18 protein-coding genes are annotated in these 20,600 nt (G+C 36.0%); 7 read left to right on the top strand and 11 right to left on the bottom strand.

The window, feature by feature from the left end; all coding sequences use genetic code 11:
- Positions 1 to 45 precede the first annotated feature (45 nt).
- The gene (locus IQ247_RS24920) at positions 46 to 1,353 is read right to left on the bottom strand and encodes a glutamate-5-semialdehyde dehydrogenase (RefSeq protein WP_193924073.1); all 1,308 of its coding nucleotides are present in this window, start codon (positions 1,351 to 1,353) and stop codon (positions 46 to 48) included.
- A gap of 534 nt (positions 1,354 to 1,887) precedes the next feature.
- On the opposite strand from IQ247_RS24920, the gene IQ247_RS24915 reads away from it, so the two are divergent.
- Positions 1,888 to 2,370 carry a peptidoglycan-binding domain-containing protein gene (locus IQ247_RS24915; protein WP_193924071.1) on the top strand — a complete coding sequence of 161 codons (483 nt, stop codon included), beginning with the start codon at positions 1,888 to 1,890 and terminating at the stop codon, positions 2,368 to 2,370.
- 11 nt (positions 2,371 to 2,381) lie between these two features.
- Here the strand turns inward: IQ247_RS24915 and IQ247_RS24910 are convergent, their stop codons facing one another.
- On the bottom strand, positions 2,382 to 2,705 hold the full coding sequence (locus tag IQ247_RS24910) for a hypothetical protein (RefSeq protein WP_193924069.1): 324 nt from the start codon (positions 2,703 to 2,705) through the stop codon (positions 2,382 to 2,384).
- A 460-nt stretch (positions 2,706 to 3,165) separates the two neighbouring features.
- Here IQ247_RS24910 and IQ247_RS24905 point away from each other — a divergent pair, with 460 nt between their 5' ends.
- Together IQ247_RS24905 and IQ247_RS24900 are read left to right on the top strand one after the other, a co-directional pair.
- Positions 3,166 to 4,059, top strand: a complete 894-nt coding sequence (locus IQ247_RS24905; RefSeq protein WP_193924068.1) for a TIGR02587 family membrane protein — start codon at positions 3,166 to 3,168, stop codon at positions 4,057 to 4,059.
- Entirely contained in the window at positions 4,056 to 4,469 is a 414-nt protein-coding gene (locus IQ247_RS24900; RefSeq protein ID WP_193924067.1) for a TIGR02588 family protein, read from the top strand. The genes IQ247_RS24905 and IQ247_RS24900 overlap by 4 nt, the downstream gene beginning before the upstream one ends.
- A 158-nt stretch (positions 4,470 to 4,627) precedes the next feature.
- Here the strand turns inward: IQ247_RS24900 and nagZ are convergent, their stop codons facing one another.
- Positions 4,628 to 5,698, bottom strand: a complete 1,071-nt coding sequence (gene nagZ, locus IQ247_RS24895; protein ID WP_193924066.1) for a beta-N-acetylhexosaminidase — start codon at positions 5,696 to 5,698, stop codon at positions 4,628 to 4,630.
- A gap of 131 nt (positions 5,699 to 5,829) precedes the next feature.
- Here nagZ and IQ247_RS24890 point away from each other — a divergent pair, with 131 nt between their 5' ends.
- Positions 5,830 to 6,261 carry a VOC family protein gene (locus IQ247_RS24890; protein ID WP_193924065.1) on the top strand — a complete coding sequence of 144 codons (432 nt, stop codon included), beginning with the start codon at positions 5,830 to 5,832 and terminating at the stop codon, positions 6,259 to 6,261.
- Here the strand turns inward: IQ247_RS24890 and IQ247_RS24885 are convergent.
- Positions 6,239 to 6,859: an esterase/lipase family protein gene (locus IQ247_RS24885; protein ID WP_193924064.1), complete on the bottom strand. Its 621-nt coding sequence runs from the start codon at positions 6,857 to 6,859 to the stop codon at positions 6,239 to 6,241. The genes IQ247_RS24890 and IQ247_RS24885 overlap by 23 nt on opposite strands.
- 446 nt (positions 6,860 to 7,305) lie before the next feature.
- Between IQ247_RS24885 and IQ247_RS24880 the strand changes: the two genes are divergently transcribed.
- Both IQ247_RS24880 and IQ247_RS24875 read left to right on the top strand, forming a co-directional pair.
- Positions 7,306 to 7,773 (top strand): hypothetical protein, encoded by a 468-nt coding sequence (locus IQ247_RS24880; protein ID WP_193924062.1) that lies wholly within the window; start codon positions 7,306 to 7,308, stop codon positions 7,771 to 7,773.
- Between the two features lie 317 nt (positions 7,774 to 8,090).
- On the top strand, positions 8,091 to 8,882 hold the full coding sequence (locus tag IQ247_RS24875; RefSeq protein WP_193924060.1) for a pentapeptide repeat-containing protein: 792 nt from the start codon (positions 8,091 to 8,093) through the stop codon (positions 8,880 to 8,882).
- Between the two features lie 425 nt (positions 8,883 to 9,307).
- On the opposite strand, the gene IQ247_RS24870 is transcribed toward IQ247_RS24875, so the two are convergent.
- On the bottom strand, positions 9,308 to 11,191 hold the full coding sequence (locus IQ247_RS24870) for an ABC transporter ATP-binding protein (protein WP_193924058.1): 1,884 nt from the start codon (positions 11,189 to 11,191) through the stop codon (positions 9,308 to 9,310).
- A 310-nt stretch (positions 11,192 to 11,501) separates the two neighbouring features.
- On the opposite strand from IQ247_RS24870, the gene IQ247_RS24865 reads away from it, so the two are divergent.
- On the top strand, positions 11,502 to 12,035 hold the full coding sequence (locus IQ247_RS24865; RefSeq protein ID WP_193924057.1) for a GNAT family N-acetyltransferase: 534 nt from the start codon (positions 11,502 to 11,504) through the stop codon (positions 12,033 to 12,035).
- 676 nt (positions 12,036 to 12,711) lie between these two features.
- On the opposite strand, the gene IQ247_RS24860 is transcribed toward IQ247_RS24865, so the two are convergent.
- The 6 genes from IQ247_RS24860 to IQ247_RS24835 all read right to left on the bottom strand — a co-directional run.
- Complete coding sequence (locus IQ247_RS24860; protein ID WP_193924055.1) at positions 12,712 to 14,238, bottom strand: phytoene desaturase family protein; 1,527 nt, start codon at positions 14,236 to 14,238, stop codon at positions 12,712 to 12,714.
- Between the two features lie 146 nt (positions 14,239 to 14,384).
- On the bottom strand, positions 14,385 to 15,086 hold the full coding sequence (locus IQ247_RS24855) for a 16S rRNA (uracil(1498)-N(3))-methyltransferase (protein ID WP_193924054.1): 702 nt from the start codon (positions 15,084 to 15,086) through the stop codon (positions 14,385 to 14,387).
- 3 nt (positions 15,087 to 15,089) lie between these two features.
- Complete coding sequence (locus tag IQ247_RS24850) at positions 15,090 to 16,127, bottom strand: DUF389 domain-containing protein (RefSeq protein WP_193924053.1); 1,038 nt, start codon at positions 16,125 to 16,127, stop codon at positions 15,090 to 15,092.
- A 549-nt stretch (positions 16,128 to 16,676) separates the two neighbouring features.
- The gene (locus IQ247_RS24845) at positions 16,677 to 17,888 is read right to left on the bottom strand and encodes a hypothetical protein (protein ID WP_193924052.1); all 1,212 of its coding nucleotides are present in this window, start codon (positions 17,886 to 17,888) and stop codon (positions 16,677 to 16,679) included.
- A gap of 118 nt (positions 17,889 to 18,006) precedes the next feature.
- Positions 18,007 to 18,345, bottom strand: a complete 339-nt coding sequence (locus IQ247_RS24840; RefSeq protein WP_193924051.1) for a hypothetical protein — start codon at positions 18,343 to 18,345, stop codon at positions 18,007 to 18,009.
- A gap of 173 nt (positions 18,346 to 18,518) precedes the next feature.
- The coding region (locus IQ247_RS24835; protein WP_193924050.1) for a CHAT domain-containing protein at positions 18,519 to 20,600 on the bottom strand (2,082 nt) is incomplete at its 5' end.

Raw genomic sequence — 20,600 nt, 5'->3', positions numbered from 1 at the left:
GGGGAGAGAAATTATAATCTTTAACCTTTGACCTTTAACCTTTAACTATAAATCTTTATGAAGAAAAGGTTTAGCATTTTCACCAGTGTAGCTACTCGCAATATGACCGTTACCTGTCATTTTATATTTATAGGTTACTAAACCTTCTAAACCAACTGGTCCCCTGGGTGGTATTTGTTGGGTGCTAATTCCAACTTCTGCACCGAATCCGTAACGGAAACCATCTGCAAAACGGGTGGAACAATTATGATAAACACCGGCTGCATTTACTAAGGATAAAAAAGTTTCTGCTGCTTCTATATCTTCTGTAATAATTGCATCGGTATGTTTGGAACCGTATTCGTTGATGTGGTTTATGGCTTCGGGTAAAGAATCAACAATTTTAATTGACAAAATCAAATCGCTGTATTCTGTTTCCCAATCTGTTTCTGTTGCTGGTAAAATTTTGGATAAAATTGATTGAGTTGCTGTATCTCCTCTCAATTCTACCTTTAATTTTTGCAGAGCTTCGGCTACTTGTGGGAGAAAACTTGATGCAATTTCTTGATGAACTAATAAAGTTTCAATGGCATTACAAGCGGCAGGATAGTGAGTTTTTGCATCCACTGTAATATTTACAGCTTTGTCAATATCTGCGGCTTGATCAATATATAAATGGCAAATTCCCTCAGCGTGTCCTAATACTGCAATTGAGGTATTTTGCTGTACAAATTTTACAAAAGAATTAGAACCTCTAGGAATAATTAAATCTACATATTTATCTAACTTCAAAAGTTCTAAAGTTTCTTCTCTGGTAGTTAATAATTGTACCGCATCAGGGTCAACTGTAGTTTGAGATAATCCTTGTTTGATAGCTTTGACTATTGCTTCACAAGAACGAATTGCTTCCTTTCCACCTTTAAGAATTACACCATTTCCCGATTTTATCGCTAGAGATGCAATTTGTATCGCCGCTTCCGGACGTGCTTCAAAAATTACCCCTAAAACCCCCAAAGGACAAGTGACACGCTTGAGGATTAAATCACTATCTAATTTACGGTGAATTTGAACGCTACCAACTGGGTCGGGAAGTTTACCAATATCCTTTACACCAGCGATATTATCTCTTAATTTATGTTCGTCCAACTCCAACCGTTTGTAAAGTGGCTTGGCAATTCCCTCCTTTGCAGCAGCTTCACAATCAATCATGTTTGCTTGAATTATCTCATCTTGTGCCGATAGTAACGCACTAGCAATCGCTTTAATTGCTTCATTTCTCGCAGCTGTAGATAAAACCCCTAGCTTCATAGCTGCAAGTCGAGTTTGTTTTGCGATCGCAATTAAACCAAAAGAATCATGATTTTCTGCTGTCATGGTAGATATTGCCCAAAAATGCAGTCTTACTTTTATCCTAACTGCAAATGGCAAAGATGAAGATAATAATTTGTTTCTTCTTCCCAAGTAGATGTATTAACTAAATTAATATCAGGTTTTAAAAATGATTGATACATCTAAATATAGAATATCGAAATCCTCTAATATCATATCCGGTTAAACACTTGTAATAAAGTTGGTTCGGCAACAATCAACAATTACCAATTACCAATTACCAATTACCAATTACCAATTACCAATACATCTATATACAGATAAAATCACAATGCGTATTATTACTTCTATTTTCTCAAACTGTAAAGCTAAATTAAAATAAACGCAGAATCAAAGATTCATCTGTACTAATAGGTATTTTTCTCTATTAAAAATATTTTACTCATCATCCGGAATACTCGAATTCGCTTGTGTAGCTTTTTCTATCAAAATAAATATTGTAATTCGTTTTTTAAAAACTTTGATATCTTTTCAATTCCAGCAATTCTCAACTCAATACAAATACTGATTCTAACCACCATGACTTCTACTTCTAACTTTCAGAATACTCGTCTTCATATGAATAAACCCATACTGACTCCAGGTTCTACAGGTTCGGCTGTTAAGGAGCTACAAGATTTATTAAAACATTGGCAGTGCTATTTTGGTAAAATTGATGGTATATTTGGACCCCAAACTACATCTGCTGTTAATTGTTTTGAGTATTGGATGTTTTTAGCAGAAGATGGCATCGTTGATGAAAATACTTGGCTTTGTTTATACAAGGGTGCGCCAGTAGATATGCCTTTATTAAGCAAAGGTAGTAGAGGGGAATTAGTCGAAAAAATCCAGGAAAGACTTTTATGGTCTGGTTTTTTCCAATCTGCAATTACCGGCTATTTTGGTGTTGTAACTGAAAACGCGATTAAAGATTTACAACAACGTACCGGATTACTAGCAGATGGAATAGTTGGCGATCGCACTTGGTTTGAATTAAGTAAAATCCGCGAGTATGGCTGTTAAAGAATTAATCATTAGTTACAAATAATGGGATTTTCTACTTGTTGCTGAGAATAAGTTAATGGTTCAATGACTATCTCTTTACCTCTAATAATTACGATATGTTTTTTACAAGCAAAGAACCAACCGTCATCGTTTTTTTCATAATTAATAATACCGCTTTTTAATTGCCATTCTCGAACTGCATTACCTCCAGAATATAGAGTAATTCTGTAATCATCACCGAAGAGATGAGACATTTTTTGTGTCCAAATATTTCCTTTACTAGGAATACAACCACTGAGTACAATCAGAATTAAGAAACTAATAATTAACAATACAAGTTTAAGTTTAGGCATATCCAGCAAATATATTAAAAGTATTCAATCAGTAGTCAGCAGTATACCCCCGTGCAACGGCGGGCAGTAAGGTACCACCAACGCTTACCACTAATCACTTGGGCAATATATCGAGATATTTAAACCCAGATTATTCAACAATTTGATAACTGTTTACTGATAACTGATAACTGATTAAGTGTTTAGTATTTTATTTGTTTAATACTCTTCCAAATATCAAATAATAATTCCGAATAATTTGTAATTATAAAATAAATAGATCACAAATCTAGAAGTCGAGTAACTCTCACAAAAGCCGACTTCTTGCTAAAAGAGTTTCAAGCAAACAAACATTAATGATAATATAAGAATAATCGCTTGATAAAGATTTCTTAACCTCTAACTAACTGATAAATAAGAAGAGTTTTAGTTAGTACTGAGAATATCGAGGGATAATTTTATAAATCAAACGTTTTTGCAGATGAAACTTAATTCGCGAAGGAAAAGCCGGGGAAAACACCAAAAAAATCCTTGGAGAAGTGAGCTAAATGACATCGTTAGAGGTGGATGTGGTGGTTTTTTATTCGGTATTCCTTTGCTTTATACCATGGAAGTATGGTGGATAGGTTCATCTGCGACACCAGGGATGATGTTGGTAGCACTGCTATTAACATTTATTGTTGTTTATCTACTTATGCGTACTGAAGGTTTTCGCAAACCCAAACGATTTAATCGTCGTTATCAAGGAATTACGGAAACAATAGAAGCAATGGGAATCGGCTTAATTTGTTCGGCTTATTTACTGTTACTATTACAAGAATTGTCTCCGGGAGTTTCTCTTCAAGAAGCATTGGGTAAAATTATTTATGAAAGCGTACCCTTTAGTTTGGGGGTTGCATTAGCCAATCAATTATTAGGTGAAAACGGCAACAATTCACCAGATAATAGAACTACCAGACAAGATAATTCAGTTAATGATAATGCTACCTTTTCCGATTTAAGTGCAACCTTAATTGGTGCAATTGTCATTGGCTTTAATATTGCTCCTACCGATGAAATCGCAACACTTGCAGCAGCAGTATCTCAACCTTGGCTGTTAGCAATTATTGCCACTTCTTTATTAATTTCCTATGCAATAGTATTTCAAGCAGGTTTTTCGGATCAAAACAAACGTAGACAGCACAAAGGTATATTTCAAAAACCATTTAGCGAAACCATGATTTGTTACCTCATATCGTTACTAGCAGCAGCAATAATGCTGTGGTTTTTTCAAAAATTGACTATCCATGATTCTTGGACAATTTGGTTAAAACATACCTTAATATTAGGATTACCGGCAACTATTGGTGGTGCTGCGGGAAGATTAGCAATATGAATCAGCCTCAACAAGAAAAAAAACTTCATCAAAAACGTACAATTGCCGAATGGGTGACATTTACTGTTGCTTCATTAATACTTGTCGGGGTTGTGGGTTTAGTCAGCTTCACTTGGATCAAACAATCCCCAGAAAAACCACCTTTGCTTATCGTTACTAAAAATCAACCCTTACGACAAGAAAACGGACAATATTATATCCCCTTCGAGGTAGTTAATCAAGGAGGAGAAACAGCAGCTTCGGTACAAGTTATAGCTGAATTGCGTATTAACGGAAAAGTAGAGGAAACAGGGGAACAGCAAATAGAATTTTTATCAAAAAGCGAGAAAGAAACGGGTGCATTTATATTTACTCAGAATCCTGACAAAGGAGAATTGATTTTACGGGTTGCTAGTTATAAATCACCATAAAATTAATCTTAGAGGATGTTTTCCAAGTCTGAATTAATGCCATACTCGGCGAATATAATCGATTATAAACCCACGAAGGTGGGTTTTGTTTGTGTAGCCGCGTTAGCGAAGCGTGTCCACAGGACATATTATATTCGCCAGGCATTTTTGTTAACTTCTCAATTATCATAACTACAATCAATCGCCAATTCAGCGTGTTGTAAAAATATATCTTTATCAAGCATTTTTACTGTATATTGCGGTGTTTCGCTCAATAATTTTTCAATTCTTTGATTCGCAACTTCTACTACTGATTCTTCAAGGCTACCGTTTTCTAAAGATTTTACAAAATCTTTAGCAATAAATTCTATTCGTTCGGTAGATGATGAAGGCAGATTACCACACATTAAAAATAAATCGCAACCTGCATTTAAGGTATGGGCTACTGTACCGCTTTGACTATACATATCCGCAACGGCTTTCATATCTAAATCATCCGATACGACAACTCCTTCAAATCCCATTTCTTTTCTAAGTATTCCGTTCAAAATTGACTGAGAAAATGTAGCGGGTTTATCTCCTCCAATTTCCGGAAAGAGGATATGAGCGGTCATAATTAAGGGTATTTTCTCGGATATTAATGTTTTAAATGGTATCAATTCTCGTTCTTGCAATTGCTCTTTAGTTAAATTTAGTACCGGCAATGCTAAATGAGAATCAGTGCTGGTATCTCCGTGTCCGGGGAAATGTTTAGCACAAGCGATGATTCCCGATTCTTTGAGTCCGAAGAAGTATTCACGAGCAAATTGGGCTGCTATTTCTGGAGTTGTATCAAAAGCACGCGGTCCGATGATGGGATTATTGGGGTTAGAAAAGATATCCGCAACGGGTGCCCAGGAAACATTGATACCCAAAGATTTTAGTTCAACTGCCATGGCGATCGCAACTTCTCGCGCTCGTTTACGACACACATAACTATAGGGAAATCGCGTAATTGGTAAAGGTGGACGAATTACTCTTCCTCCTTCATGATCGATGGAAATAAACATCGATTCGCGTTCAGTATATTCTCGGATATCTTGACTCAATTTGTTAAAAGTTTGTAACCATACCCCATAAGGTTCACCATCACAGAAGTTCTTTGCAAAAAAACAAATCCCCACAGGCTTGATTTTACTAAGTATTCTTTTATCTTCATCGGTTAATGAAGTACCAGAAACACCGACTATTAAATGGTTACCAAAAGACATAATCAGTTATCAGTGAACAGTGAACAGTTATCAATTATCAAAATAATACGGCTAATAGTTAGTGAAAAGTCAGGTGATTGTTATACCATATATCCAATTACCCATTACCAATTACCAATTACCAATTACCAATGCCCAATGTCATCTTCCACATGGCATTCCCCGTAACCGATATTGCTCAAACAAAAGCATATTATGTCGATGGTTTGGGATGCACTCCCGGTAGAGAAAATCGTCATGCTTTGATTCTCAATCTTTACGGACATCAATTAGTCGCACACGTTACTAAGGAAATCCTTACACCTCAACAAGGAATTTATCCCAGACATTTCGGTTTGATTTTCACCCACGAAGCTGATTGGGAAGATTTATTGAGCAAAGCGCAACAACAGAATTTACCTTTTAGAGAATCAGCTAAAAACCGTTTTGTAAATACACCCCTAGAACATCGGACTTTTTTTCTTGAAGACCCATTTTACAACTTGATGGAATATAAATATTACCGTTATCCACAAGCAATTTTTGGCAATGCTGAATTTACTACAATTGGGGAATTGACTTAATTGGTGCTAATAATGCAGTTGCGATCGCATTCAAACTTTTGCTATCAGTTAGCATCCAAGCATGATTCAAAACTGGCAGCACAATATTATCTCCTACAGGCATTTTAGAACTATCTGCGGGGACAATCATCATGTCATAAGGTGTCCAAATCGAGGTAAAATTAATTTGGGATAATATTTGAACATCGCTATTTAAATCTCGAAGAAAACCACTATTAGGACGCATTTGCACGCAACCAAGTCCTTGATTAAAATAAGCTGTTCGTGTACCGTGGTTTGGAGCAGAAAGAGCAATAAATCGCTGTACACGGTTAATTCCACCTAGTCTCTGGACATAATAACGACTGACAATTCCTCCCATACTGAAACCAAGTAAATCAAAAGGTTGTTGCGGTGGAAAAGTAGCCTCAATTTTATTGGCTACCTGTTGTGCTAAATCATCCAAACCCCTAGTACCGTTATTAGGTAACAAATCCAGGTCATATACTTTCCAACCACCTTCGTTGAGAAAAGGAATCATCCTACCAAATACTCTACCACTATCCCAAATTCCGTGTACCAATAATAGAGGATTGCGCTGCTGATTTACCTGATTCATTTAACACATAGAGTTTAATTTAGTTCATTTAAAATGTAACTTATTTGGTAATTGGTAATGGGTAATGGGTAATTGGAAAGATAACCAGACACTTTTAACCTTTAACCTGTTAACTTTTGTTAAATCAGCTTTCACATTCTTGCTCTAGGTTACAAGAAAATCTGATAATTGTAATCAAGTATTGAGAAGCTACAACCGCTCGAAATACAAGCTATAGAGCGTTTGTAATTAGCAAATTTATCCCGAACCGATACTTCAACCATCCTCGGTTCTAGAATCTTTGGAAAGTGGATGGCGTAAGATAAACAAGTATTTTTGATAATTATTTACAAAAATACGTCTTTATTAATTAATTTGGTCAAATGGGTCAAAATTCGGCTATTAAATATAAAAGACAAAAGAAATAAGCAAATTTAGTTGTATCAAAACCCTAATCTGAGGAAATTATGAAATTTATTTCTGGAATTCTTGGTGGAAAGAAAAAAAATGGGAACTTTTTTTTAGAATTGAAAGAAGAACCTGATGAACCAATGCCTTCTTCTGATTCTAAGCCGGTTGAAGCATCTAATAATGGAGCCAAACCAGCAGCTACTAATGGATCGCAACCAGTAGATATAGTCAAGGTAAAGGATGAAAATAATCAAGTAAAAGAAGTCCCATCCGATAAAGTTAAACAAGTTGATATCGAATTGGTTCAAACAGCTAAAGGTTTAGAAGCAACTGCTGTTCCTGTTGAAAATAAAAAAGCTGCTAAGAAAGCATCTACTACTGTCAATAAACCTGAAGAGCCAAAGGAAACTACTTTTGCACCGAAATATTTAATACCTAAGAATGATAATATACGCCGCCGTCCTGGTGCAAATATGAATTCATTTTTAGATATGGCGCGTCAAGTTAAGACTCCTATGAATTGATGCTCCCCAACCTGCATAAAGGCGAGAATGAGCATTTGATTTAGATGGTGATTAGGGAGTAGTCAAATAAATTTTGCGTAAAGTTGCTTCTCCACAGTCTACAAAGCTTAAAAAACCCGACTTTTTCAAGAAGCCGGGGTTTTTTGCAAACAAACTCTCTCGACATACCCTAAAAAACACAAATATAATAAAAACCTATCTTGTGATAGATGTTATCTAAAAAAGTTCATATTCCCATGGACTATTACATCGATTTTAGTTTAATATTTTTTTAATGTTTATTTTTACTTATCTGACTGTTAAAAATTTTTTATTATATGAAATCTAAAGAATTGTTACAAAATTATGCAGATGGTTTAAGAAACTTTGGTCAAGTTGAACTGACTTCTTTATCTTTGAAAGGTGCAAGGCTATGTCATATTAATTTAGAAGCTGCGACATTAGCTGATGCGAATTTAGTTAAAGTTGATTTTTTCAACGCTAAACTTTCTAAAGTTGGACTTGTGAGAGCTGATTTAAGCGAAGCTGACTTAGGAGAAGCTGACTTAAGAGAAGCAAATCTTCAGGGTGCAATTCTCAGAGGAGCGAATTTGAGAGGTGCGACTTTGATAGGTGCTGATTTAAGTCAAGCGGATTTAACGGGTGCTTGTTTGAATGGTGCAAAGTTATCGGGTGCAAATTTGACTGAAGCGAAATTAGTCGGTGCGAATTTAAGAAGTGCATCTTTGATTGAAGCTAAGCTAATCAGAACAGATTTAACAGACACCGATTTTAATCGAGCGAATCTTTCTCAAGCAATCTTTTCCTCAGTTAAGTTGAAAAATACTGTTTTTTACGATGCAAAAATGCCCAATGGTAAAGTTTTTTCTCATCTTAATTTAGATACAGTAAATGATGGTAATATTTTGAGTAAACAAATTGCACTCAAGTTAAAAGCTTCTGATTTATTACAATTAGAAACTTCTATTCAAGAAGCTGTTGCAATTCTTTATTGGAATATTCCTAGAAGTGAGAATACCAATTTAGAAACTATTAAAAATATGGTTATACAACAACTTAATAAGTACATTAGTTTAAAAATTGCTCTGTTTAATTCACTTGAGCAGTAAGATTATTTATTTAGGGTTTGGTGTAAAAGTCTTTTTTAGAAGATAATCCGAGAAAGTTTTCAGGTTTTTGCATAAATATCCTTCTTCACAACAAAATCTTCCTAAAAACTCGACTTCTAAGCAACCTGAAAGCTTGCACTTGTTCAAGACAAAATCATCCAAAAGTAATATCTAATGGCTTTTCGGAGGGAATAGAGGGGGTTGTAGTACTCCACCACATTAATTTTGATGGTTAACGCACTCGTAGTGGGAGCGTCTCGCTCCCTCGTGATAGCTAGCGAGCTTTCCGGTATGCCCCTCCGGGGCAGGCTACGCCAACGCACTACCGGATACCCCTCATAACTTATGTGGTGGAGTAGTAGTTACCCTAGTAATTTGGCTCACAACTTAGTTTTATAGTTGAGCATCAGTTAACTGATAACTGTTTACTGATTGAGCATTTGTAAATTGTGTAATGTAGCGTATAATCCTCCTTGCTGCAATAGTTGTTCATGACTACCTTGTTCAATCAATTCACCGCGTTTGAGTACGAAAATCCGGTTGACATTACGAATAGTAGATAAACGGTGAGCAATAATAATAGCAGTACGTTGGGCTAAAAGTTGATTTAAAGCTTGTTGAATTAAAGTTTCTGTCGCTACATCTAAATTTGCAGTTGCCTCATCTAATACTAGAATTTGTGGGTTACGAATTGCAGCTCTTGCGAAAGCTAAAAGCTGTTTCTCACCACTAGAAATGTTTGTACCTCTTTCTCTAAGTTGTGTATTGTAACCTTGGGGTAATTCTTCGATAAAATCTTCAACATTTGTCGATCGCGCTGCTTGTTGAATTTCTGCGAAGGTGTAGTTATCACCTAATGTAATATTAGTTTTGACATCACCAGCAAATAAGAATCCTTCTTGTAAAATGACAGCCATATACCGTCTTAATTCGGCTTGGGGTATTTCTCGAATATCAATACCATCTACTAAGATACGTCCTTTGCTTGGTTCGTAAAGACGACATAATAAACGAATGATAGTGCTTTTTCCTGCTCCTGTGGGACCGACTAAAGCAATTTTTTCCCCCGGATTGATGGTAAAGTCTAGATTTTTAATTACATAATCATCATCTTTATAAGCAAACCAAACTTGTTCAAAACGAATTTCTCCAAGTTTTGATGCATCGATTTTATCGTCGATGGTTTCTAGAGTTTCGACAATTTCGTCGATATATCCAAATTCAAAGCTGTTTGTCAGCGAATATCTAGGATTAACTTTATCGCTTATTTCTATAGGTTCATCTAAAATATCAGTCACTCTTTCTATAGCAGTAAAACCTGCTTGAATAATCGTAAATTTTTCTGCAAATTGCCGTAAAGGTTCAAATAATCGCTGAGCGTACAGTACAAAACTCGATAATAGCCCTACTGTTAATTGTTCTTGCAAAATTAACCAGCCACCAACCCACAATACACCGGCGATCGCAACAATTGCGATCCATTCTAAAGTTGCTGAAACTGCGGAATCGTGAAAGATGGTTAGATCAACTTCTTTAACGTAACGATTGTTAGTTTGTGCGAATAATTTAGCGTTAAATTGTTCTCGTCGGAACAACTGTACGACATTAATCCCTGTAATATTTTCTTGTAACTGGGAATTGAGTGCGGAAAGTTCTTCTCTAGCTTTATAATTTGCTTTGCGAAATTGCTGTTGAAAATAGATAATTAATACGGATACGGGAAGGAGCAATAGCAGCAGTAATAAAGCTAATTGCCATTGAGTATAAAACATGAAGCCGATAATTACTAAGGTGGAGAAGATATCGGATAATATGCCTATGGCTCCTGTGGAAAATACGTCTCCTAATACTTCTACATCAGATGTCAATCTGGTAATTAATTTACCGACTGGTGTTTTATCAAAAAAACGTACTGCTAAGGAAGTCACGTGTTCAAATAAATCGGAACGAATATCCGCTGTAATTTGTTGTCCCACCTTTTGAACTAAAAAACCTTGAAAGCCATTGAGTGCAAGACGAATTACAACCGTGATTAATAACACAATTTGCAGAATATATAATCCTTGTGTTGGATTATCCAGGAGAAATCTGTAAGTGCTGGGTTCTTGACGAACTAAAGAAATAACTTGTCCAATTATCAAAGGTTGTATTGCGTTGGCTACTGCTACTGGTATCAGCAGTAATATCGAAATTCCCAGCAGTTTTTTATAACTACGAGCGTAGGGAACTAAACGCAAAAATAACCGCCAGTCGTTTTTACCCAGACGGTTTTGCTGACCAGATTTTTTCACAGGTTGGAAGATGCTCATAATAACTGCATTATATTAATTTTTGCTGGCAATTTGAGCAGTATTTTTTATTGCTGTTTATCCACTTGCTTAAAAGTCAGCTTTTTGTAAAAAACCCGACTTCTTTGAAGTTATGCAACCCAAAATGCGATCGCGATGTGCCAGTTGCGTAAGTCCTGTTGCTGTTTCTGATTAGTTTTGAAGCTTCAACAATTGACGATGAATAATTCCGGTTTTCGGGTAGTTCTAATTCTCCTATCTCCCAAAAACCGGACGGGATTGAATTGAGGTGAAACTTATAACTGGATCAAAGGATAATTTGAGGCTAATCATGGCAGAAATCGAAACTGCAAGACTGCGACTCAGACCTTACACCCTCGATGATTTGGATAGATTAACTGTAATTTTGAGCAATCCAGAAGTGATGAAGTATTCACCTAGAGGACCCATACCCAAAGGTAAGGAAAAACAAGTTACTCGCGATGTTTTAGAATATTTTATTAAACATTGGGATAAGTATGGTTTCGGTGTCTGGGCTGCTATTGAAAAAGCCAGCGGTAAATTAATCGGTCATTGCGGACTCAATTGTTTACCTAATAGCCCCGAAATTGAACTTATATATCGTCTCGACCAATATTATTGGAATCAAGGAATTGCCACCGAAGCTACAAAAGCCTCTTTGCAGTATGCTTTTGAGTCCCTCAAACTCTACAAAATTATCGCGATCGCATCTCCCAACCATATCGCTTCGCGCCGAGTTATGGAAAAGGCTGGTTTCAAGTACGAAAAAGACGCTCACTTCTACAAATTAGATGTGGTTTATTACTCGATTACTAAATATCAATGGCAACCAGATTATTTTTAATCAACTTTTTTGGCTTTGCAATTATATACTTTTAACTTCCTCAATTGCAGACTCATAACCAAAACCTAATCATCAATCTATCATCAATAAAACTTTTGTATTCATATTCCGTTACAAACCCGTTACTCATCTTTACATAAAATTTTTTATTGACTAGTTTCTCAATTAAGAAACGAGATTACAAGCCGTTTGGGTGTAATATGGGGTTTGTATTCTTAGGGGAGCAGTAAAACCATTTTGATCAATTTTGCTTAAATCAGATTAAATAACTAGATAAAAACAAGCAACTAACTTGATATTTACGATTTTTGTGTACTACAACTGCAAAAAGTAAGGCAATACTCTCAAAGTTTATATGAAGCAATATTAATTTTAGTGTGACTTAAAATACTAAAAAGGGCGAATTAAAATACTGATATTGACAAAAATAACTTTAAATGAAGTTCAAAATCGTAAAACTATTTTTTCTAAATAAATTCGATAATTTTTTGAGGGTGAAATTATTTCCCAATAGTTTGATCAAAAATAATCGCCGCCGAAAACAAAAAGCCAAGGAAAAGTTGATATTTTGCGGGATGAGAAATCGGGTTTTGATCTGAAATATCTGTCATCCAAAACAATCATGACCATAAACCCGACTTTTGGTTGTGGAATTATATTTAAGTTCAAATTATATTCAAACAATATTGAACAACAATTCCAAATGCTTTTTGAGAGGTGCAAGAGTATTCGCTGCAAGCATTCCCGAAGCTGCTACTGCTGGTAACCCAATACCGGGGAATGTAGAATCACCGCAACACATCAAACCTTTTAAAGGAGTATTGGAACCAGGAAATAAACCTTTTCCCGCACGAATTGCTGGACCATAGGAACCACGATGGCGACGTAAATAACGTTGGTGAGTTAAGGGAGTCCCAATTAAACTAACTTCGCAACGAGAACGAATATCTGGAATCACTTTTTCTAGAGCCTTCCACATAACTTCAGCACGGGTTTGTTTTTGAAGAATATATTCTTCACTATTCCTATCCATTCCCTGCCATAAATCGTAGGGTTCATTACCAGGAGTGTAAACGTGAATCGAATGTTTTCCCGGTGGTGCTAAGGAAGCATCGATTATTGAAGGAATTGATATTAATACTAAATTCTGAGGAGCAGTAATTCCCAATTCCCAATCTTTGACGAATATATAATGACATTGCAAATCCGCATCGATATCGCCAGCATCAATTCCTAAATGTAGATGCATGAAACTTTCGCATTCGGGTGTCGATCGCCGTTTTTGGATAAATTGCTGCGGTAGGGAATTTGAGGGAATTAACTTTAAAGTATCCCATACAGAAGCATTTGATATTACCGTACTTGCTCTCAATTCCTTCCCACCACGCAACCTGACTCCGACAGCGCGTTTATTTTCAACAATAATTTCTTCAACATGATTGTTTAAAAGTAACTTTCCACCATGTTTTTCTAATCCTCTTACTAAAGCATCAACCAAAGCACCACTACCACCCACCGGATAATCCAACATCACACCCGGACGATACCAATCTGCGAACATAAACGCGACTTCCGCAGCACTTGTCCCATCGGCAGGTAATCCAGAAAGTAGAAAACACAGCATATTTAACCAATTTCTGATAAATTGGTCTGAAACCACACCATCCATAATTGAACTAAAAGGTCCTGTCAATTTCCCCACGTTGAAAAAATGTTTGATTAAATCAGGTGCAAACTTACCCGCAGTTTTCACAACACCCAAATCTAAACGTAAAGCAACTGGAGGAATCGCGATCGCAGCATCCGCTAATGGTCTCATCACTCGCTGCAATTCTCGCCATTCATCGACGGCTTGTTGTCCCCGCAATCGTAAAAGTATTTCACAAAATTGGTCTGCACCAACCTCTGTGTTAAAATCTCCTTCAGGAAGAAAGCAACCCCAACTATTATAATTAGCCCATTCACAATCTTCCTCTATTGCATCTAGTACCTGTCGCAACGGATTATTTGAAGGACTATAAGATAAACCCGAATACAGCGATGGTCCTGAATCAAATTTAAAACCTTTATATGTAAAAGAATGTGCTGCACCTCCGGCAATCGAATGACTTTCACACACCGTCACGTCAAACCCATATTTTGCTAATAATCCCCCACAACTTAAACCTCCAATTCCGCTACCAATTATAATTACGTCAGTCATTTGATTTTAGATTTTAGATTTTGCTGATTTTAAACTCAATTTATCTCTTCCCCATACCTTATATATACTCTTGTTGAATTTCGTTTATACGGAAATATCGAAATATAGATGATCTAGTATTTTCATCTAAAGTGGTTTTATTTTCTTTATACTTCAGAACCTGCGGAAATTAGGGACATGATTGCAATTGGTGCTGTAACTGCACGGAGGATGCGATTGCCCAAAGAAACTTGTTGAAAGCCATTTTGCAATGCAATTTCAACTTCTTGTTTCGTCCATCCACCTTCGGCACCTGTGGCAATCACGACATTTTTTTGGGGTTGATGTTGTAAGTAATGGAGTAAATGGGGGGAATCTCCACGAGCAACACAAATATATTTTTCCACGTTTACAAATGATGAAATAATTTGCTTAAAAGCGACTGGTTCTAAAATCTGGGGTATCTTGGTTCGTTCCGATTGTTCTGCGGCTTCTTGAGCTATTCTCCGCCAACGTTCGACTTTTTGAACACTGGGTTTTAATAAAGTGCGATCGCTAATAACTGGAATAATACAAGATACACCTAATTCAGTACAACAACGGACTACTTCATCAAAGCCGTTGCCTTTAGGTAAAGCTATCATCAATGTTACGGCGATTGGTAACTCTGTCTCGACAATTATTTCATGTAATATTTGTGCATTTGTATCACTTAACTGCGATAACCACCATTTACCCATGCCATCCATTGCAATGAATTTATCGCCCTTTTGTAGGCGTAATACTCGATACAAATAATGCTGTTGCTCTGAGGTGAGGATTATTTGTTGGTTTTGGAGTTGGTTAAGCGCGATCGCAATTCGTTGCATATTTCAACTAGCTGTATATTCTTCAATAGGAATCACCCTTACATTTAAGGTTAATGGCTTTTTCAAACTGTCTTGTAAAAATTTCTGGACTAAATTCACTTGATTTGATGAAAGGGAATTAAAAGGAAGTGCAACTTCCATATCCACGAAATATCTTTCTCCATCTCGGCGAACATTAATTCTTCTAATATCAGAATTAGAAAAGGTGAGAGTTTGACGGTAAACCAAGTATTCTATATGACGACGGGTTTGTTCTTTGACCAAAAATGTTTCTAAAGATAAACCCAAAGGTAAACCAAGTAAAACTAAGGAAGCAATTGATATTAGTAAACCATGACGGGCTTTTTCAAAAGAACCGTAATTGTGAGCTAAAAATACCAGGGAACCACTAAAGATAATACCAGCTAAGTTAGCGAGAAACAAAAGTCCCGAACCTACTGCAACCGAATTTGAACCCATGCCGATACCAATTCCGAGTACACTTAATGGTGGAACTAAAGCCACAGCAATGGCTACTCCCGGTAAAGCATTGGCAATACTGCGTCTGGTTAAGGCAAACCCACCAGCCCCACCTGCTGCTAATGCGACTCCTAAATCTAATAGTGTAGGACTAGTACGTCCCCAAATTTCCGAACCGAAAGTTCTAATACCAACTAATTTAGCAATCACGATTGAAATCACAATTGTCAGTAATACACCTTTAAATAGGGTAAAACTCGAACGCTTTAAAAGTCGTTGATTTCCCGATACAATACTGTAAGCGATAGCAACTATCGGTCCCATCAAAGGAGCAATAATCATCGCACCAATTATTGTTGCCGCACTATTTGCTAATAACCCCAAGGTGGAGATAATTCCTGACATCGATAGCAAAGTATAGAAGCTTAATGAAGGTACAGCACCTCTCCACAGCTTGCGATTAATACCGACAACAGACATTGGCTTTTCTGATAACCAATGCCAATCACCGCTATTACTGTTCCATATTTCGGTTAATTTCAGCTTACTCCAACTACCAAATTTTTTAAGTAGTAGTCGCATTTTAACCTCACTATTCGTGTAATCAGATAAAAAAGCTTTACAATCACAATACAGTGACTTTTATTGTAATCAAAGTTAATAAATATTTAAGCTGCACTTGAGAAGGAATTAATTTTAAGTAAAAGGTGGATTAATCAGTCTTAGGATAGGGTTTTATTTAAAATAATCGAATGATGTCTGTTTCACAATAATTTTTAGTTATTTCTTAAGTTAATTTATTGTTGGGTTATTTAATAATTGGTAAATAAATTCTTAATTCATTGGTAGAGGAAGAAAACTTCTGATGTCATCTGCCGTTGCTTCTATCTTTTTCCTAGATTTTAAGTAATTAGCATCAAAGTAACGTTGCTGCATCCACAGCAATTTTAGCTGGTTTAGTATTGAATCAGGACTTAATTAAAAGAGTTTTGAGGGCAGATATTATGCGAGAATCACCAATTTATCAAGAAATTTTGCAAGAAGGTAGAGCCGAAGGTAAAGCCGAAACTTTACAACAAGTCGCTATCAATCTACTTAGCACTGGTATGGCTTTAGAAGATATATCAAGAGTCACTGGGTTAAGAGTGGAGCAGTTCGAATTGATGCTGTTGCTTGCTCTAGTAAAGTTGAACCTTGCTCAAAATATCCAATGTCGGCGTTGATTTGTTTATCAAATCTCTCGCAATCTTGTTTGTAGAAGGTTTCGAGAATACTTAAATTATCATCTTGGGTTGCAGCGCTGATTTGTCGGAGTTTTTCGTGATAATTATTGCGGTTTATGTCAATAGTATTTTGATAATCTTTTAAGTTTCTTAATAAAAAAGTGTATTCTAATGACTTTTGCGGTAAGTCTTTTAATTTATCTGTTAACTGATTTAATATTTTAGTGGTTAATTGATCGGATTTGGTAATTAATTTAATTTCTTTGATGGTATTTTCAATTTCATCATAAGCCGCAGCAATAGCTTGATAAATTATGCGGCTATCTTGAAAGGCTTTAAAAACTTTACTGCGGAAGAAGAATAAATCTAATAATTCTTGGTAGCATTGATTAAATTTTTCCTTGGGTTGTGGGTTATCAAATAACCAAATAATTACGTGTTGATAATTATCTACTTGACTGAATAAACCATATTCAAAAATTGGACTATCAAATAATTTTCCTTGACGGTTGAATTCAGGTTTGTTGTATGGTTTTGGAAAAATCGCGGTTAAGCATTCTTGGGCAATATTATAGGGATTTGTTTGATTTTGTTTATCTTCAAGAGTTATCCAACCAGTAATTAATAAAGTTTGTCCTAAAAAGTATTTATGTTTTTTATCAGTTTGATTAAGATTTAAACAATTTTGAGGATTAAATTGACTAAGGAGGGAAATATCAACGTCTTTTGTATTAGTATTATCATCTTCTTTTTCTGGACGACGTAAATTTAACCACAAGCCGTAACTATCGTATATTCGTATAGGATAGACAAAACCTTTAATTAAAATATCTTGGTTTTGATGTTGATTATTATCTTGAAAATCACCTGCAAAATTGATTGAATAATCTCCATCTTTGACTTCAGATAATTTGATTAATTCTACACGGGAACCCTTTGGCTCATTGGAAATATCTACTATGCGCCGAGTTAGTTGTAAATCATATTTTAAAGTATTATGAACAATATGATTCGCACTATGCCAGAGTTGAATATCTTGTTTAGTTAAAGACTTTTCAACATTGGCACCTTTATAAAGTTGAAATGCGAAAAAATGAATATTCGGTGCATAGATTTTCATAGTTTATTTAAACGAGAATATTTTCGGAACCTCACCCCTTCCCCTCTCCTTATCAAGGAGAGGGGTTAAAAAAACAGCATATTGCATAACATACCCTACATCAAGATTGTCAAAAAATCTATGATTGTTGGCTACTTTGCTGCTTTTTATCGGCTAACTTTTTTAAATCATCATTGATAATCCGATAGCGGTTTTCAATAGTATTTTCCTGAGCGGCGGGATTGGCTTTTTTGACTTTAGCAATTTCTCTTTCAGTAACTAAAACAGCATCTCTCACCGATTCGTGATTGATATACCATTGACGGATTTCTTCTGAAAGCGATTCTGAAGAAAGATTATCTAAAGCTGCGAGTTTTTGTTGTAATGATGGGATATCTTTTATTGCTTTATCATCAAACACATAATCTTGTTCTTGAATGACATTGATAAATGCTGCAATTAATTCATCTGGATTCATTTTTTTTGTTCTCCTCAATTTATTAAAGTCATCGAAAAATATCAGCACAATTTGATACCTCACCCCGCCCTTTGGGCACCCCTCTCCTTATAAAAGAGAGGGGATAAAACCCTACATATTTATTACTAACCCTCTCCTTGACAAGGAGAGGGTGCGCGAAGCGCGGGTGAGGTTTAATCCCCAACCACATAAAACGCACCCCAAAAAATCGGCTGTTTAAAAGGTTGTTGCTGCGGTAAATAATTCTCCTCTAATCTTGTTTTGATTTTATTTTTATTATCATCTGTCATATTTTGATTTTCATCAATCCATTCTAGTAAATCATTTTGAGTCACTTGACGCAGCCATTTTTGAGCATGATTGAGAGCAATAGGCATATTATTGGAATTTGGAATATTTTCGTAAAATTTAATCATTAAAATCGCCGTCGAAAAATCATCTACAGCCCACAAACTACTAACGATACTCGCAGCACCCGCACGGATAAAGCCACTGGGTAAACCAATATATTCATCGCTGGTACTTGTATAATCAGTAAAACCACTTTCGCAAGCGGAAATACTCACCAAACGACAGTTGGATAAAGTTAATTCAAAGATTTTTTCTAAAGTTAAACATTTTTCTAAATCAATTGCCGTGTCATCAGATAGTTTTAATAAGCCAGATGATTCGGTATGGTTGGGAATCGGAGAAATTGAAGTATCCGCTAGCTGCAAACCGGATTTTGTAGGATTGTTTAAATTAAAATAACCGTGACAGGAAAAATGCAGCCAGTTGGCATTTTTGAGATTATCGGCGTTTGATGGTTGTGATAAATTGCTTTGTGTCGCTTGGCTATGTTTAAGAATGTGGCTGGGATTAAATTTAGCAGCGATGGTTTCTACTTCGATGTCGGTAAATTCTAAATCGTTTGTCGGGTTTTGAATCGCGAATAATGTAGAGACGTTATACATAACGTCTCCAACGTCTTTACAATGTGATAATTGCTGTTGGGAAACTCGCAGTAATTGACAGCTAGGTGCATAACTCACACCGTCGCTAAATTTATCAATTAAATATTCGCCATTTGATAACTGTAATGCGTGGATGGGTAATAAATGTAAATAGCGATGGGGAATTAAAATTAGTTTTTTACAGCGTTGGGGAATTAACGATATGACTTGATCTAGATGTAAAATCTCTGCTAGCTGCGGTAATTTATCATTTAATTCGTATCTCCAAAGATTTTTCTTTTGGTAATAAGGCTGTAAATATTTGTCAAAACTCCAATCTACAAGCTTTTGATAATCTTCTTGACTAGAATGCCAGATAATTGGTTTTTGACAATCGCGGGTAATTATAAAAGCGCGGAAACAATCTTTAAATATATACCATTCAACGATTGCCGTGTTTTCATCTACCAGACTTTGGATTTCTGGGAAACGAATCGGTTTAAAACCAATTATTCTAGAAATTAAATCTTCTCGCTGTTGACGCAGCTGATTCAAATTATTGCGATTAATATCTAAATTATTTTGCTCCGCTTGCTCTAACCGTTGCTTTTCTGCGGCGATTTCATTCCTTACTTGCTGCAACTGTTGAGTAACTGCGGCGGGAATTTCACCTTTGGGATAAAGTTCGTCGTTAAATAGCAACTCTACCAAATTCCGGGTTTTACTGCGCTCGATAAACTCTAACGCTTGAGTTTCATCTTGCAACTGCAAACAAACTTCCACCATATTACGATAAAGTCGATTCCATTTCTCCGCTTGCTTGCGCTTGCTTTCCTCACCAGATATAATTTCACCGCGCAATAACTCTACTGCGGCGATCGCTGATTCATAAGTGTTGTAAGCAGAATTAAATCTACCTTCATCTTGATAAAGTATCCCCAGATTTTCTAAAGTTAGTGCATTTTCATAGGGGAAAGCTTCTTTTGTTGTAATTTGCAATGCAGCTTTGTAGGAAGCAATGGCTAATTCAATGTTTTCGGCAATATCGCCTTTGATTCTGTAACTGTAAGCAAGAGCTAAATTATTTTGCGTTGTTGCCCATTGTTGGGGGAAAGCTTCTTTTGTTGTAATTTGCAATGCAGCTTTGTAGGAAGCAATGGCTAATTCAATGTTTTCGGCAATATCGCCTTTGATTCTGTAACTGTAAGCAAGAGCTAAATTATTTTGCGTTGTTGCCCATTGTTGGGGGAAAGCTTCTTTTGTTGTAATTTGCAATGCAGCTTTGTAGGAAGCAATGGCTAATTCAATGTTTTCGGCAATATC

The sequence above is a fragment of the Plectonema cf. radiosum LEGE 06105 genome (genome assembly GCF_015207665.1).
Classification (GTDB): Bacteria; Cyanobacteriota; Cyanobacteriia; order Cyanobacteriales; family Nostocaceae; genus Rivularia; species Rivularia radiosa_A.
The sequence above is the reverse complement of the archived record's forward strand: the minus strand, read 5'-3'. Positions and strand labels throughout refer to the sequence as shown.